Source organism: Pseudomonas sp. 210_17 TE3656, assembly GCF_054821965.1.
The window spans coordinates 5,193,026-5,209,315 of sequence record NZ_JBTRBC010000001.1; the positions used below are offsets into that span (position 1 = coordinate 5,193,026).

At 60.8% G+C, this 16,290-nt stretch carries 11 protein-coding genes and 2 pseudogenes; 9 read left to right on the top strand and 4 right to left on the bottom strand.

Annotated elements, in window-relative coordinates; translation table 11 throughout:
- Window positions 1-28 precede the first annotated feature (28 nt).
- Window positions 29-539, top strand: a pseudogene (locus ACVI9W_RS23975) (GrpB family protein).
- A gap of 81 nt (window positions 540-620) precedes the next feature.
- Window positions 621-754 (top strand): annotated as a pseudogene (locus tag ACVI9W_RS23980) (transposase); the annotation flags it as partial.
- A gap of 88 nt (window positions 755-842) precedes the next feature.
- Here the strand turns inward: ACVI9W_RS23980 and ACVI9W_RS23985 are convergent.
- Together ACVI9W_RS23985 and ACVI9W_RS23990 are read right to left on the bottom strand one after the other, a co-directional pair.
- Window positions 843-1,397: a YdeI/OmpD-associated family protein gene (locus tag ACVI9W_RS23985; RefSeq protein ID WP_461531485.1), complete on the bottom strand. Its 555-nt coding sequence runs from the start codon at window positions 1,395-1,397 to the stop codon at window positions 843-845.
- Window positions 1,398-1,549: 152 nt separating this feature from the next.
- Complete coding sequence (locus tag ACVI9W_RS23990; RefSeq protein ID WP_038610382.1) at window positions 1,550-2,464, bottom strand: LysR family transcriptional regulator; 915 nt, start codon at window positions 2,462-2,464, stop codon at window positions 1,550-1,552.
- A gap of 199 nt (window positions 2,465-2,663) precedes the next feature.
- Here ACVI9W_RS23990 and ACVI9W_RS23995 point away from each other — a divergent pair, with 199 nt between their 5' ends.
- The 3 genes from ACVI9W_RS23995 (at window position 2,664) to ACVI9W_RS24005 (ending at window position 7,045) form a co-directional block, all read left to right on the top strand.
- Complete coding sequence (locus tag ACVI9W_RS23995) at window positions 2,664-3,686, top strand: zinc-dependent alcohol dehydrogenase family protein (RefSeq protein ID WP_422417397.1); 1,023 nt, start codon at window positions 2,664-2,666, stop codon at window positions 3,684-3,686.
- A 498-nt stretch (window positions 3,687-4,184) separates the two neighbouring features.
- Window positions 4,185-5,657 (top strand): hypothetical protein, encoded by a 1,473-nt coding sequence (locus ACVI9W_RS24000; RefSeq protein ID WP_461531486.1) that lies wholly within the window; start codon window positions 4,185-4,187, stop codon window positions 5,655-5,657.
- The gene (locus ACVI9W_RS24005; RefSeq protein WP_461531487.1) at window positions 5,657-7,045 is read left to right on the top strand and encodes an aminotransferase-like domain-containing protein; all 1,389 of its coding nucleotides are present in this window, start codon (window positions 5,657-5,659) and stop codon (window positions 7,043-7,045) included. Before ACVI9W_RS24000 ends, ACVI9W_RS24005 begins: the two co-directional genes overlap by 1 nt.
- Here ACVI9W_RS24005 and ACVI9W_RS24010 read toward each other — a convergent pair.
- Together ACVI9W_RS24010 and ACVI9W_RS24015 are read right to left on the bottom strand one after the other, a co-directional pair.
- Complete coding sequence (locus ACVI9W_RS24010) at window positions 7,042-7,962, bottom strand: SphA family protein (protein ID WP_038610388.1); 921 nt, start codon at window positions 7,960-7,962, stop codon at window positions 7,042-7,044. The genes ACVI9W_RS24005 and ACVI9W_RS24010 overlap by 4 nt on opposite strands.
- 24 nt (window positions 7,963-7,986) lie before the next feature.
- On the bottom strand, window positions 7,987-9,405 hold the full coding sequence (locus tag ACVI9W_RS24015) for an OprD family porin (protein ID WP_461531488.1): 1,419 nt from the start codon (window positions 9,403-9,405) through the stop codon (window positions 7,987-7,989).
- A gap of 178 nt (window positions 9,406-9,583) precedes the next feature.
- On the opposite strand from ACVI9W_RS24015, the gene ACVI9W_RS24020 reads away from it, so the two are divergent.
- The 4 genes from ACVI9W_RS24020 (at window position 9,584) to pgm (ending at window position 16,218) form a co-directional block, all read left to right on the top strand.
- Entirely contained in the window at window positions 9,584-10,489 is a 906-nt protein-coding gene (locus ACVI9W_RS24020; RefSeq protein WP_422417403.1) for a LysR substrate-binding domain-containing protein, read from the top strand.
- A gap of 85 nt (window positions 10,490-10,574) precedes the next feature.
- Window positions 10,575-12,227, top strand: coding sequence for a VRR-NUC domain-containing protein (locus tag ACVI9W_RS24025; RefSeq protein ID WP_461531865.1), 1,653 nt, complete (start codon window positions 10,575-10,577; stop codon window positions 12,225-12,227).
- Window positions 12,224-14,485 carry an ATP-dependent DNA helicase gene (locus ACVI9W_RS24030; RefSeq protein WP_461531489.1) on the top strand — a complete coding sequence of 754 codons (2,262 nt, stop codon included), beginning with the start codon at window positions 12,224-12,226 and terminating at the stop codon, window positions 14,483-14,485. The genes ACVI9W_RS24025 and ACVI9W_RS24030 overlap by 4 nt, the downstream gene beginning before the upstream one ends.
- 95 nt (window positions 14,486-14,580) lie before the next feature.
- Window positions 14,581-16,218, top strand: coding sequence for a phosphoglucomutase (alpha-D-glucose-1,6-bisphosphate-dependent) (gene pgm, locus ACVI9W_RS24035; RefSeq protein ID WP_461531490.1), 1,638 nt, complete (start codon window positions 14,581-14,583; stop codon window positions 16,216-16,218).
- Window positions 16,219-16,290 lie beyond the last annotated feature (72 nt).

Sequence of the window (16,290 nt, forward strand, 5' to 3'; positions counted from 1 at the left end):
AACGTTTTAACCTGCTCAAGGATGGCCCATGGCGCTGACCAGCAAGATCACGACCTACAACCCTGAATGGCCGCAGCGGTTCGAGGCAGACAAAGTGCTGCTCGCCTCGGCATTCGGTGATGAGCTTCTGGCCATGCACCATGTAGGCAGCACGGCTGTCCCGCAACTTGCAGCCAAGCCTGAGATCGATGTGCTGATCGAAGTTTCAGAGCATCGCAATGAGGTAGCGCGAGACGAGGTGTTGCTGAACTGGGGTATGTACGCGGCAGTGACCTGTCGCAAGGACACCATTTCTACCGCCGCAATGTTGGCGAGGTGCGCACCCACAAGATCCACATTTGCAGGTGTGGTCACGATTCAGTCATCCAGATGCTGACGTTCAGGGATCAGCTCAGGAACGACGCCTCCTTCCGGCAGCAGTATCAAGATATCAAGATTGAGCTTGAGGCCACCAATACCGGGGGATGGCTGAGTACCTGGAGAAGAAGGGGCCGTTTATCATCGCGGCGCTGTGTGAGGTCGGCATCAGGCCTTGGTGATGGTTTGATATGAGGCGATTCAGTCGCTTGTGATCGGCTGCTATCGACCCGAAGCCGCCCTTCACGAAGGACAGTAGCCGGCCATATCCGCTGATGGCGATGCTACTTCCAGCTGATGCAAAACTGGTTCGGCTACAGCGATCCAACGATGGCAGAGGCACTGTATGAGACGTACTATTCTGCGCCAGTTTGTTGGGCTGAGCCTGGAACGCATTCTCGCAATGAAGCTAATAGGCCGGCTTTAGCCGCTACCGGTGAACGATTTGAACGCATTGTTAATGTGTATTCAACGCAATGATCCATTTAAAAATCTTCTGCCTCAGGCGCGCGGAAGGCCTTACTGTAGTAGCCTGACTGGTCGAAACAGCATACCTGTTTCTTCCCGGAAGCAAGCATATCGCAGGCATTAACAATTCGTTTTGCGCGCGTCTTGAGTTGCTTGGCTGAAGTAATCCAGTGTATCCAGTCTACTCGTGCGATGGTCGTCGTATTGTTCCAGACTAAACGAGCCTCAGGCGTGGCTGCCAGTGCCTCCTGAAAATCTGGTGGGATGTCAGGCTCGGGTTCCTTCTTCACAGGGGTTAACTCTAGTGTAACGATATCCCCAACGGCCGCACCTGCGGCTTCGAGTAACTCTTTACTTACCTGCAGCCAATGGCTCAGCTGACCATCCGGTTCAAGGGTTGCCTGGAAATGGTGCCCATTGATTGTCCCTTCAACTGTGGTCCTTCCTCGCCTCGGAAGCTGTTCACTCGTGTCTCTTGGCAGTACTACGAACGCCCACGACGTATCATTTCCAGGCTTTGCCGGACGAAGAAGCTTTGCTTCGAATCGGGATTTCACATCGATTGTTGTCATTGCAACTCCTCCAGCTAACACGCCAAGCTCAGCTGCTTGCTGCCTGTCGTGAAGGGCAGCGACCTTCCATGTTGTTATCCCGACCCAGTCAACCCCTCGTTGACAGAAAGGGGATAACTTATCTCAAGCAGCGGAAACAATCTTACGGCGCCTCAAAGACTATCCGGATCCCCAAAAAACATCTGAATCCGCGACCGCAACCAGCGCTCCCCCGGATCGTTATCCTGCGACCCACGCCAAGCCATATGCAGTTCAAAACTCTGCACCTCAACCGGTGGATCGTCGGCTCGCAAACCACCAGCCGCTGTCAGCACTTCGGCCGTATAGTCAGGCACGGTGGCGAGAATGTCGGTACCCGTCAGCAAACTACCCAGCCCATTGAACTGCGGCACCGCCAGAACCACATGACGCTTTCGCCCAAGCTTTTCCAGAACTTCATCCATAAACCCACCCAGGTCACCCGCAAACGACACCAACGCATGCGGCCGGGCGCAGAAGTCGTCGAGGCTCAGGCTGCCTGGCATGCTGTCGGCGCGCAGCACTTTGGGTTTGCTGCGGCGCAGCACTTTGCGTTTGGCGTTGGCGGGCAGGTCGCTGGTCCAACTGACACCGACCGAGATTTCACCGCTGGCCAGCAAGGCCGGCATCAGCAGGTAGTTGACCCGCCGCACCACCAGGACCACGCCCGGCGCTTCGGCGCGTATGCGCTTGAGCAGTTGCGGCAGCAGGGCGAATTCGGCGTCGTCCGACAGGCCGATGCGAAACACGGTGGTGCTGGTGGCCGGGTCGAAGTCGGCGGCGCGGCTGACTGCGGTGGAGATCGAGTCCAGGGCCGGGGACAGCAGGGCGAAGATTTCCACGGCGCGCGCCGAAGGCTCCATGCTGCGCCCGGTACGCACAAACAAGGGGTCGTCAAACAGGCTGCGCAGGCGCGACAACGCGGCGCTGATCGCCGGCTGGCCGAGAAACAGTTTTTCGGCGGCGCGGGTCACGCTGCGTTCGTGCATCAACGTCTCGAAGACGATCAGCAGGTTCAGGTCGACGCGACGCAAGTCGTTACGGTTCATCGGCTCGGCTTCACTGGACGTTTGGGGCAGGGGTGAATCTTAAGGGTAAAGGCTGCTACCCTGCACCGCATAATTTGCTGGCAGCGGTACTACCAGCAATCAATGACAGGCATGTTGACTATTAATGGCCACAGATGGTCTAACGGTAAAAGCCCGGATAGAGTTCAGGGTATTAGAGTTTCACTAGGCGAGGTTTGCGATGTCCCGCATGATCCGTTTCCACAAGTTTGGCCCGGCCGAGGTGCTCAAGATCGAAGAGCAGGCCGCGCCGCAGCCGGCTGCCGGCGAGGTGCAGATCCGCGTTGAAGCGATCGGCATCAGCTGGTACGACGTGCTCTGGCGCCAGAACCTGGCGCCGTCCCAGGCACGCTTGCCAGCCGGCATGGGTCATGAAATGGCGGGCGTGGTCAGCGCGGTAGGCGAGGGTGTCGACGACCTGCAAGTCGGTGACAAGGTCGCCAGCTTTCCGGCTGCCAGCGCCAACGACTACCCGGTGTACGGCGAGGTCATCGTGTTGCCGCGCAACGCCGTGACCCGCTACCCGGAACACCTCACCCCGGTCGAGGCCAGCGTGCATTACACGCCGCTGCTGATGGCCTACTTCGCCTATGTCGACCTGGCCCGGGCCAAGGCCGGGCAGACTGCCCTGGTCACCGATGCCAGCCACTGTGCGGGGCCGGCCTTCGTGCAGATGGGCAAGGCGCTGGGCCTGAAGGTTTTCGCCGCGACCAAGGATGCCGAAGAGCGCGACTACCTGCTTTCGCTCGGCGCCGAGAAGGTTATCGTCACCGAGGAACAGGACCTGCTCATGCAGGTCAACAAGTACACCGGCAACCGTGGCGTCGATATGGTTCTCGATGGCCTGGGCGGTCCGCAGATGTCGTTGCTCGGCGATGTGCTGGCACCGCGTGGCAGCCTGGTGCTGTATGGCCTGCAGGGTGGCAACCAGACACCGTTCCCGGCGTGCGCGGCGTTTCAGAAGAACATCCAGTTCTTCGTGCATTGCATTGGTAACTTCACCGGCAAACCGGAGCTGGGTATCAGCCAGGACCAGGTGGCGTTGCAACGGGCACTGCGTGACATCAACCAGTTCACCGCCGACAAGCTGCTGACCCCGCAAATCATCAAGACTTACCCCTTCGAGCGTGTGGTCGAAGCGCATCGCTACATGGACGAATGCCCATGCGGTGGTCGCCTGGTGCTGGAAATAGCCAGCGCCTGAAGTTGCAGGTAGAAACAAGCCCGGGCTGTGCTCGGGCTTTTTTGTGCCTATTTCCTATGTGAGTTTCGGATATTTCAATCAAGTACATTGCCTGCGCAATGCAGGTAAGTTCGCTATGTTCAAATTTGTCGGAAAATCTACCGTCGCTGGCTGAAAGCAAGCAGAAAGCTGTTTGAATCTGAACGGATTTTTTACCGGGTTCTGTATCTTTTATTCATCAGCCAACACCCGATAATAACCTGTCGTTTGTGCACTCAAGGAGTGAGTTGTGATGAAGCAAGGTCCGGTTGTTCAGGCTGTCGGTGGCTTTGGTGCGGGTGAGTTCGCCTGGTTGAATTGGCAGGTCAGCAAGTTTCTGTAGGAACTTGTGGGAAGTTTCCTAGGATATTAGACGGGTCTTTATTTCTGCTGATTGAATGATTTCGCAGGAGCGATTTCTTTCAGGCGGTCGTAACTGAAATTCAGGTGGGCGTTATGGGCAGTATTCACGATCAGGCCATGCAGTATATATATCAGCAAGTATTGCAACGATTGCTTGAGCATTTGTCGCAGGCGCAAAAGGCCTCGCAGCAGCTATTGATTCAGCGGCTGATTGTGGCCGCTGGCGGGGTCGAGCGTATCAAGGGATTGCGCTTGATGTTCGTGCTCGATGCCAGCTTGTCTAGCGCCCAGGCGCTTGCCTGTTTGCGCGCGGCGCAGCTGAGCATTGCCGCACGATCCCCGGCGACTTTCCATCTGCGTATTGCCACTGCCTGGCAAGCCGGAATGAGCACAACCGCCCTGGCAAACATCGATAGCACGTTCTCCAGGTTGTTTATGCATGATGATCCGCGCATCGATTTGCTGGTGCTCGATGCCGGCGAACTGTTGCCTTACGACAGCCGTCGAGTACCGTCCAGCGACCAGCAGCAGGCAGAGCGGCAGGAATGGTTGCTGTGCGGGCATCTGTCGAGTGACGGGCCGTTGCTGGCGAACTTTGCCAGCCATGGCTATCTGCATCTGGCTGAACTAGCCCTGCAGGCAATGCGCTGCAAGGGCGGTGTGGATGCCATTATCAGTACCGAGTCGCTCGCTGATCGCAAACGCTACCTGGCCTGGAGCCGGCGCTCATTGCGCGATGCCGAGTTGCTCGGGGTGCGTCCGATCCACAGCTGTGCCATCTCGTTGCTGGAAGGGATGAGTGAACTGCGCGCCCGCTATTGGAACCTGTTGCAGGGGCGCGAGCCCGCGCCTGCGGTACCGCCTGGCCCTGATGCGGACTGTCGGCCGGCATTGCGTTTTATCGCCATCGATGACCTGGTGTCTGATCGTGATTCCCACCAGGGTGAACGGCTGAGCCGTTTTCTGGGCCATCGTTTTGACGAGCAGGCCTTTCCCTGTGAACGCTCGGGGGTTGCCAATCCCTTGCTGTTGGCCCACCTGCAAGGGCTGCAGGCGGAATTCATCGACGACACGCGCTATCGCGACGGTATCGAGCGCTACCTGCAGCAAACCCGTCAGGTGATGCAGCGCAACGCGCTAGCGCAATCTGTGCAGACCCGGGTGCTCAATCACTGGCAACCGGGGGTACTGGAACTGCGACGTAGCGAGGCGAATGATTTCGCCCTGCAAGCGTATGGCCTGCGCGAAGCGCAACTGGTTTGCCAGTTGTTCAGCCCTTTTGTCGGGCAGGGCCTGAAGCTGGAAGCATTTCTGCGCCGCTGCCACCCCGGCATGCTGGTTGCCATCCCTTATTTGCACAAGGCGTTGCGCAGGCAACCGGCGCCGGAACCGGTGGTGCAGTGGCTGGTGGATATCAGTGGCTTGCCGCTGGTCATGCTGCAACAGCTCTATGCCCGCGAGCCATTGGCCGAGCGTCCTGCCGACTGCCTGTTGAACCGTTTGCGAGTGCGGGGTGCCGATCTGCGTCATCTGCAGGCTGACCGTGCGAACGGCATACGGCACAGGGTTGATCAGGTTGGCAGCCCTTGATGAAGCGAGCGACCAAAACCAGCGTGTTTGCCTATCAGGCGGTGTATCGCTACCTGGTTGAACTGATTGCTCAGATGGCGCCGGGGAGTTACAACAAGCTGCCTTCGCTACGTGATCTGTCGCAGCGTTTGAATGTTTCGATCTCGACCATCCAGTACGCCTACTCATTGCTTGAGCACGAAGGGCGCGTACAGTCAGTGCCCAAGTCCGGCTATTTTGCCAGGGGCGGTGCGCTGGCAGTGCAGGCACTGGCTGATGAGCACTTGTTGCAGGATCTGCAGCAGCATGCCAGTAGCCCGCAGCTGCTGGAGTTCAGTGGAGTGCAATCGCTGCCTTCACTGGAGTCGAATCTAATGGCTGTCGAGCGCCAGCTGTTGCGCCAGAGTCCACGGCCTGCCGGGCTTGTACATCCGTGTGGCGAGCTCGAGCTGCGCACGGCGCTGGCGGCGCGCTATACCCATTCGGTGCAGCTGTACTGGAATGCCGAAGATGTTTATCTGGCACTGGACCTGCGTTCCCTGTTCGAGACGATGCTGGCAGCCCTGGAGCTGCAAGGCTGCACGATTGTGGTGACTGCGCCGTGTTCCTGGCGATTGCTGAGGATCTTGCGGGTCAGCGGGTTACGGGTCATCGAGCTGCCTTTGGGCAGTGACGGGGCGCTGGACCTTGAGCGGTTTGCCAGGGTGCTGCAGCGCGAGCCGGTGCGCATAGTCATGCTCGCCTCGCGCCTGAACAGCCCTCATGGCAGCCTGGTGCCGCTGGCACAGCATCAGGCAATTGCCCAGTTGCTGGCTGAGCACGGGGTGTGGCTGCTGGAAAACGACCTGGAGTCCGAGTACTGCTTTGCCGCACCGCCACAGCGCAGCCTGCGCGAAATGGTCGACCCGCAGCGATTGCTGGTGTTCTCGTCACTGGAGCGCACGGTGGGGGCTGAAGCGCCGTATGCCTACCTGTTGTCGCGCCATTGCCCGCGGCAACTGCAGCATCAATTTCTGGCCCGGGGCTTTCGCTTGCCGCCTTTGCGTCAACAGGCAGTGGCCCGGCTGTATGCCAAGGGGCGGATTGATCTTCATCTGGAGCAGGCACGGTTGCGCCTGCATGAGCGCGTCACCCACCTGTATCGGCAGATGCAGGTGCAACTGGGCGCTCATTTGCACTTTCAGATGCCGGCGGGAGGGGCAACGATCTGGGCGCAAGCGCGGACGCCGCTGGACATCCGCGCTCTGTTTCATCGCATGCTGGATCAGGGGCTGGTGATCGCGCCGGGTGAGCTGTTCAGCCTGCAGGGGGATTATTGTCAGCATATGCGTCTGGGCTGGCCGCCAACACCGCACGATGATCTGCAGGGTGGGTTGAGTGTGTTGCGTGAGGCGTTGCAGCGGCTCTAGAAGGCCAGCAGGTAACGCAAGGTCAACTGGTCACCTTCGGCACGGTTGCGTGCCCCGGATTCGCTGTAGTAGTTGACGAACACGCTGTGCCCGCCGGTGCTGTAACGCACCCCGGGCCCGAAGCCGAACACCTGCTCTTTGGAGTCCTGCTGACGATGGCCGTCGATGCGGTCGGCACTGATCTGTTTGAGGTGGTAACCGGCCAGGCCCACACGCCAATGATCGTCCAGTGCGTAGGAGGCGGCAAAGTTGCTGTGCACGGCTTCACCGGGCTGGATGTCGCTGGCTTGCAGGCGTTCGGCCGGGCTGTCGTTGCGGCTGTTCCAGGCGTAGTGCAGGCGACCGCTGAATTCCAGGCGCTCGCTGGCCAGCCAGGTGAAGGCGTAGTGCGGGCTGAAGGTCCAGACATTGCTGCCGGTATTGATCTGCGCGTTCTTGTCGTAATCACCGGTGGGCAGGGTGAAAACGAAGTTCAGGCGCTGCCAGAAGGGGCGGCCGAACAAGGTGACCGGGTCCCATTGCAGCAACAACGGGCTGACCACCAGGTCGCCCTGACGGGTGCGGGTGCCTTGCGGGCCGCCGTCGATATCCAGGTCCAGGTGCACCAGTGGCAACAGTACTTCGGCACCGTAATAGGCGCCCGCGATGCGCTGCTCGCTGATGTAGGCGAAGTGCGGCAGCACAGTGGCGCTGCGTACCCGCTGGCGCCCCGGCACCGAATGGCCGCCGGCATCGACGCTCTGGTTGCTGCGGTTGTACTGGACTGGCAGCTCGAAGAGCATGCCGGGCTGGGTAATACCATCCAGAAAACTGGTGTTGCCCAGGGGCAGGGGAGGCAGGCTGACGCTGTCGGCCTGGGCTTCCAGGCACATTAACGGCCAGAGCAGGCCAAGGGTGGGCAGGTGGGCTGCACGCATGCAAGAGTCTCTTGTCAGGTTTGATCAAAGCAGGTTGAAGGGGTAATCGAGGATCACCCGGTATTCGTCGGCGCTGGCGTTGCCGCGGGTATTGCCTGGGGCGGTGTAGCCGTCACCGGGACGATGACTGGCCCAGCGCAGGGTCAGGTTCAGGCCCTTGGCCGGGCCATCGGGCACGGCGTAGCGCAAGGCGATATCGCGCTCCCAGTGTTTGGCATGCTTGCCGTCGGGGTTGTAGATGTAGCCATAGCCGGGGCTTGCCGGATCGACACGGGTGAGGTCGGCTTCGCCGCGGGTGTAGCCGACACTGAACTGCAGGTTCGGCGTGCGCAGGGCTTGCAGGTTGGTCTGGTACTGCAGTTTCCAGGACTTTTCACCGGGGCCGTTGAAGTCGGCGTACTGCATGGCGTTGTTCAGGTAGAGGAACGTCCGGTCGTTCTGGGCGAGGAAGTCGAACGGGGTGTCGCCATCGATCTTCTGCAACCCGAAGGTCAGCGACTGCGCACCCTGCGCCAGGGTCAGGCCGGCACTGTAGGCATCGTTGTCGATCGGCCCCAGCTGGCTGCGGCCCTGGTCACGCGTCTTGTAGTAGTGCAGGTAGGGCGTCAGGCGCAGGGTGGAACTCAGCGCGAAGGTCTGGCTCAGGCCCAGGTAGTGCTGGTCCCAGATGTCTTCGAGGCGGCCGCTGTACCAAGTCAGGTTCAAAGCCTGGACAACGTTGTAAGTCGCACCAAGCCAGGTCATGTGCGAGCTTTCGCGGTCAGGTGCGACACCGGCCCGGTTGCCATTGCCGTAGGCGCTTTGCAGGTTGCTGTGGCCGCTCTGGTTGCGCAGGCGAGTCGACTCGATCCAGCCGGCATCGAACATGAGCTGATCGATGCTGAAGTTCTTGACCGTCACCCCTCGATAGCTCTGCGGGAACAGGCGACTGCTGCCACTGGCGATCAGCGGGTTTTCCAGCAACTGGTCACCGACCTTGAGCAGGCTGTCGAAAGCACGAAATTTCAACGCCGCACCGGCAGCGGAAAACTCGTCTTGCGGTCGCCCCTGGCTGTCCAGCGGCATCAGGCCGGCACCGCCACTACCGCCACCACCGTCTAGCTTCAAGGCGCTGAAACCGTGCACATCCAGGCCGATGCCGATAAGGGTGTCGGTGTAGCCGGAACGAAATGACAACAGCACTCCCTGCGCCCACTCGCGTTGATCGCGCCGTGCCGGGGTGTGGTGGTTGTCGCGGGCGAAGTAGTAATTGCGCAGCAGGCCGTTGAGGCTCGAGCCGCTGATCAATCCGGGGGCGATGGCCAGTTCCGCGTGCTGGCGCTGGGTCAGGTCGATGTTGATGTTGTCGCGTTGCCCGAGGGAGTTGTCGGCCTGGCTGGCCGTGGAGGCACACATCAGGCTCAGGGCCAGCAACGGTGATCGGCTTGGGTTTACCCGGTTCATCTGTGCGGTGCCCCCAGATGTTGTCGTTGTTCTAGTGGTGGTACGTTATTCAGTCAAAATGTGTCGCCATCGACCACCTGAATCGAATAACTTGTGACTTTAGTGGGTTTCTGGTGGTCGCGTAATCCACATGTTCGGACTTCTAAGTCCCATTTATGGAACGATCGAGAGTCCATGCATGATTGATCTGAATGAGTTGTTCGTGTACTTGAAGGTAGTCGAGCAGGGTGGCTTTGCCGCTGCCGCTCGCCAGTTGGGCATGCCCAAGTCGACCGTCAGCCGCAAGGTCGGCAGCCTGGAAGAGCGTTTGGGCTTTCGTTTGATCCAGCGTTCGACCCGCTATTTTCAGGTCACTGAAATCGGCCAGGACTACTATCGCCATTGCCAGGCGATGATGGCCGAGGTGGAGGCGGCGGAGAGTGTGGTGCAGCGCAACCGCGCCGAACCCTGCGGGACGATCCGCATCAGTTGTACCACGCTACTGCTGAATTTCGCTCTGGCGCCGATGTTGGCCAGTTTCATGAGTCAGCACCCGCGGGTCGAACTCTATGTCAAATCCTTCAACCGCAAAGTCGATGTGATCAGCGAAGGTTTCGACCTCTCCCTGAGCCTGGCCTTTCTGCCGCTGGAGAACAGCGACCTGGTGATGAAGCCACTGGCCCGCTGCCCCCAGGTGCTGGTGGGTAGCCCGCAATTGCTGGCGCGTCATGTGCTGCCGCAGTTTCCACTGCAGCTGGGCGAGTTGCCCAGTGTCGAATGGGAGCGCACCCGTGCCAGCAATACCTGGCAACTGAGCGATGGCGAGCAAGTGGTTGAAGTTCGCCATCGACCCCGGCTGATCAGCGACGACATCGCCACCTTCAAGCAGGCGCTGCTCGACGGAGTAGGGATTGGCTGTGTGCCGCACTTTCTGGTGGCCAGCGAACTGCAGCAAGGACAGCTGGTGCAGGTATTACCCGCATGGGCCCCGGCCGAAGGCGTTGTGGTGGCGATGTTTGCGTCACGGCGTGGGCTGTTGCCTTCGGTGCGGGCGTTGATTGACTACCTCGACGAGGCGTTCCGGCAGGCCTGGGGGCAACGCTAGGCGATCAGTGGTCAGCAGGCAGGTTGCCAACGGGGTTGGTCTGTATGTATAACCAGTGCCATCCATGCCTGCAAGTAGCCTTGCCGTGATTGCCCACTCTGTCGACGACCCGTTCTATTACCTGCACAACTTCGAGCAAGTGCTGCAGTGGATTGCGCTGCGCTATGCCGACCTGCTGGACGACAGCGAGCGCGCCTTCATTGCGCAGTTCCCTGAGCAACCGCGTGCTGCCCGGGCGCTGCTGGTGCGCATGGTGATGCGCAAAGGCGAGCTGTTTCGCCCGAGCAAGCTGGCGTATGAAGAAATCGGGCCGCCGCTGCCGGCCTTGCAGCCTTTGCTGGCGCGGGGCTGGGTCACTGACGCTAGCCCCTTGAGTCTTGAGCAGCTGTTCCAGGTGTTGCGCAAGGAAGAAATCGTCAGTGGTTTTGCGCCGCAACTGACGCGTCCGAGGGCGGCCAAGGCCGAGCTTCTCGCCCAGTTGCAAGCGCTCGAACTGCCGCCTCGGCCCTTGCAAGACTGGTTGCCGGGCTTCGCCGAACCGATCATTACCCTGCAACTGCAAGCGCTGTGTGATCGCTTTCGCCTGCTGTTCTTCGGCAACCTGTATCAGGACTGGTCGGAATTCGTCCTGGCGGACCTGGGTCTGCTGCGCTACGAGCAAGTGGCGTTCAGTGAAGAATCGCGGGCGCTGCGTCAACGTAGCGATGTTGATCTGGCCCTGGCGCTGCACCATTGCACCGAGTTGCTCGAGCAGGGTGCGCCGCTGTCGCAGGTGCTGGAGCAGGTCGAGTCACTGGACAGCGATAACCCCTGGCTGCGACGTCGCCGCTCGCGCCTGCTGTATCAGCTTGGCCAGCACAGCGAGCGTATGGGCGACTGGGACCTGGCGCTGCGGATCTACCCGCGCAGCCAGCACCCGCAAGCACGGATTCGACGGATTCGGGTGCTCGAACGCAGTGAACAGTGGGACCAGGCTCATGGCCTGGCTACGGAAGTTGCCTCACAACCTGCTAGCCCCATTGAAGTCCAGGCGCTGACGCGGATCCTGCCACGCCTGCAGCGCAAACTGGGTGGCCCGCCGCAGCGACGACGGGTGAAAACGCAGACTGGCCTGATCGAGCTGCAATTGCCGCTGGAGCAGGCGGCGCTGGGGGTAGAGCAGGCGGCGCAACTGTACCTGGAAGAGCAGGGCGGTCAGGTGCATTACGTGGAGAACACCCTGTTCAACAGTCTGTTTGGTCTGCTGTGTTGGGAAGCCATTTTCGCGCCGTTGCCGGGCGCGTTCTTTCACCCGTTCCAGAGCGCCCCGCAGGACCTGCACGATCCGGAGTTTCAGGTGCGGCGCAGTGCTTTGTTCGCTGACTGTCTGGAGCAACTGGAGGATGGTCGCTACCGGCAGACCATCCGCCGGCACTTCGTCAGCAAACAGGGCCTGCAGTCGCCCTTTGTCTTTTGGCAGGTGCTCGACGAAACGCTGCTTGAACAGGCTCTGGCCTGCCTGCCAGCACTGCACCTCAAACGCTGTTTCGAGCGTTTGCTCGAAGATATCCAGAACAACCGCGCCGGCATGCCCGACCTGATCCAGTTCTGGCCCGAACAGCAGCGTTACCGGATGATCGAGGTCAAGGGGCCGGGTGACCGCCTGCAGGATAACCAACTGCGCTGGATCGATTTCTGTAGCGAGCATGGCCTGCCGGTCGAGGTGTGCCATGTGCGCTGGATAACGCCGACACCATGAGTTATCGCGTGGCAGTGCGGGCATTGTGCGAGTTCAGCGCCAAGGTTGGCGACCTGGACTTGCGCTTCACTCCGTCGCCCACCGCCCAGGAGGGCATCAGCGGCCATCAACGGGTGGTGGCCAGGCGTGGGCCGGGATTCGAGGCCGAGGTCAGCCTGGAGGGGCAGTTTGGGGCTTTGCAAGTGCGCGGCAGGGCCGATGGCTATGACCCACAGCTCAATCGCCTGGAGGAGATCAAGACCTACCGCGGCGATCTGGGGCGCCAGCCGGACAATCACCGGCAGTTGCACTGGGCCCAGGCCAAAGTCTATGGCTGGCTGCTCTGTCAGCAACGTCAGCTCAGCGAAATCAATCTGGCCCTGGTGTACCTGGATGTCGACAGCGACAGCCAGACCCTGATCGAACAGCACTGCAGTGCGCTGGAGCTTGAGCAGTACTTCAATACCCAGTGCGCGATCTTCCTGCACTGGGCCGAACAGCAACTGCAGCGGATGGCCCGGCGCGACGCCGGGCTGCAGGCGCTGGGCTTTCCTTATGGGCAGATGCGCCGCGGCCAGCGCGATCTTGCCGAGACTGTGTACAAGGCCGTGAGTACCGGGCGCTGCCTGATGACCCAGGCCACCACCGGTATCGGCAAGACCCTCGGCACCCTGTTCCCGTTGCTCAAGGCTATGGTCCCGCAGCAGCTGGACAAGATCTTCTTTCTCACCGCCAAGACGCCGGGCCGTGCCCTGGCCCTGGAAGCCCTGCATCAGGTCCACGACAGCTCTCCCGAGCTTGCCTTGCGCAGCCTGGAACTGGTGGCCCGCGACAAAGCCTGCGAGTATCCCGGCACGGCGTGTCATGGCGAGGCCTGCCCCTTGGCCAAAGGCTTCTACGACCGTCTGCCCGCTGCTCGCCAGGCGGCCCAGGCGCTGACCATCCTCGACAAGGCCGCATTGCGCGAGACTGCCCTGGCTCATCAGGTCTGCCCTTATTACCTGGGGCAGGAGATGGCCCGTTGGGTCGATGTGCTGGTGGCCGACTACAACTACTATTTCGACCAGAGTGCTTTGCTCCATGGTCTTGCTCAGGTCAATCAGTGGCGTGTGGCGGTGCTGGTGGATGAGGCGCACAACCTGGTGGAGCGGGCGCGCCAGATGTACAGCGCCAGCCTCGATCAATGGCAGTTGCAGGCCTTGCGCCGGAGCAAGCCGGCTGGCATGGGCAGTGCGCTGGATCGCCTTAACCGTCAGTGGAATGCCCTGCACAAGGCGCAGGTGGCGCCTTATCAAGTGGTCGAGGCGTTACCGGAGGCGTTCCTCAAGGCGTTGCAGCAGTGTGTCGGTCTGATTCAGGAGCAACTCAACCAGCAACCCACCGGGCTTGATCCGGCACTGTTGCAGTTTTTCTTCGATGCATTGCAGTTCATCCGCGTCAGTGAGCTGTTCGACGCCCATTATCTCTTCGATATCAGCAAGCGCGAGGGACCGGGCAAACGCAGCCTGTCGACCCTGTGCCTGCGCAATGTGGTACCGGCGGCACAGATCGGCCCGCGCATGGCGAGCGCCCGCAGCGTCACGTTGTTTTCCGCGACCCTGAGCCCAAGGCACTACTACGCCGATTTGCTCGGAATGCCGGCCGACACCGCCTGGCTCGAAGTGGCTTCACCCTTTGCTGCCGAGCAATTGCGCGTGCAGGTAGTCAGCCATGTCTCGACCCGTTATCAGCATCGAGCCGCCTCGGTGGCGCCGATCGCCGAGCTGATTGCTGCGCAGTTTGCCGAAGCGCCCGGTAACTATCTGGCGTTCTTCAGCAGCTTCGAGTACCTGCAACAGGTGGCTGCAATGCTGGCAGCAAGCCATCCGCACATCGTCCAGTGGTGCCAGGCGCCGGGGATGGACGAGACGCAGCGCCAGGGATTTTTGCAACGCTTCGAGCCCCAGGGGCGTGGTGTGGGATTCGCTGTGCTGGGTGGGGCCTTTGCCGAGGGCGTCGATCTGCCTGGCACACGCTTGATCGGCGCCTTTGTCGCCACGTTGGGGCTGCCGCAGGTCAACCCGGTGAACGAGCAGATCAAGCAACGCATGGCCCAGCTGTTCGGCGCCGGATTCGACTACACCTACCTGTATCCCGGGGTGCAGAAGGTCATCCAGGCCGCCGGGCGGGTGATTCGCGGCACAGACGACAGGGGTATGGTCATGCTGATCGACGATCGCTTTGCCGAGCCGCGGGTGCAGGGCATGTTTCCGGCCTGGTGGGCGTCGCAGCAGAAATAATCACGGCAGCGGGGAGCATTGGCATCGCGTGCTTGTCAAAGTGCCAGTAAACTCCGTGTTTTCATTACCCTGAACATCCTTTCTTGAGGTTTTGCATGAAGCTCAGTCCTTTGGCAGGCAAACCGGCTCCAGCCTCCGTGCTGGTGGATATCCCGCGCCTGTTGACCGCCTACTACACCGGCCAGCCCGATGCCAGCATTGCCAGTCAGCGTGTCGCGTTCGGCACCTCCGGGCACCGCGGCAGCTCGCTGGACCTGAGCTTCAACGAGAATCATGTCCTGGCCATCAGCCAGGCGATCTGCCTGTACCGTCAGGCCAAGGGCATCGATGGTCCGCTGTTCGTAGGCGCCGATACCCATGCGCTGTCGACACCGGCTGCGGCCAGTGCCTTGCAGGTGCTGGCGGCCAATGGCGTTGAAGTCATGCTGTCCAAAGATGACGAGTACACGCCGACGCCAGCGGTGTCCCACGCGATCATCTGCTACAACCGTGGACGCAGCAGTGGCCTGGCCGATGGCATCGTCATCACGCCTTCGCATAACCCGCCGCAAAGCGGTGGCTTCAAGTACAACCCGCCCAATGGCGGCCCGGCCGACAGCGATGTGACCAAGTGGATCGAAGCCAAGGCCAACGAGCTGCTGGCCGGTGGTCTCAAAGACATAAAATGCATGGATCACGAGCAGGCGCTGCAGGCCAGCACCACTCACCGCCATGACTATGTGGCCAGCTATGTCGCAGACCTGGAAAACGTCATTGATTTTGACGTTATCCGTAACGCTAACCTGCGTCTGGGCGTTGATCCGCTGGGCGGGGCGGGCGTGCGTTACTGGTCGGCGATTGCCGAGCATTACAAGCTGAATCTGGAAGTGGTGAACACCGAGGTCGACCCGACTTTCCGCTTCATGTCGGTAGACTGGGATGGCCAGATCCGCATGGACCCGTCCTCACCCTACGCCATGCAGGGCCTGATTGGCCTGCGCGAGCGTTTCGACGTGGCCTTTGCCTGCGACCCGGACCACGACCGCCACGGCATCGTCACCAAGAACGGCTTGCTGGCCCCGAACAACTACCTGGCCGTGGCCATCGACTACCTGTTCCAGCACCGTCCGCAGTGGCGTGCGGATGCAGCCGTCGGCAAGACCGTGGTCAGCAGTGGCCTGATCGACCGCGTCACTGCACGTCTGGGCCGCCGCTTGTACGAAGTGCCGGTGGGGTTCAAGTTCTTCGCCGATGGTCTGTTCGATGGCAGCCTGGGCTTTGGTGGCGAGGAAAGCGCCGGTGCTTCGTTCCTGCGCAAGGATGGCAGCGTCTGGACGACTGACAAGGACGGCCTGATTCCGGCGCTGCTGGCGGCGGAAATCACCGCCCGTACCGGTCGTGACCCGAGCCAGGCTTATGCCGAGCTGACTGCTGAGCTGGGCGAACCCTTTGCCACTCGCGTTGAAGCCAAGGCCAATGCGCAGCAAAAGGCGCTGCTGAGCAAGCTTGCACCGGAGCAGGTCAAGTCGACCGAGCTTGCTGGTGAGCCGATCGAACAGATCCTCAGCCATGCCCCGGGTAACAGCCAGGCCATTGGCGGTCTGAAGGTGATGACTGCCAACGGCTGGTTCGCCGCACGGCCATCGGGCACCGAGGACATCTACAAGATCTACGCGGAAAGCTTCATTAGCGAAGAGCACCTGCAACGCCTGGTGGCTGAAGCCCAGGCGCTAGTGGATGCTGCTATCGCTTGATGGTCTGAAATGCATCGCGGGGCAAGCCCGCTCCCACAGGGTGAATCAACACCCTGTGGGAGCGGGCTTGCC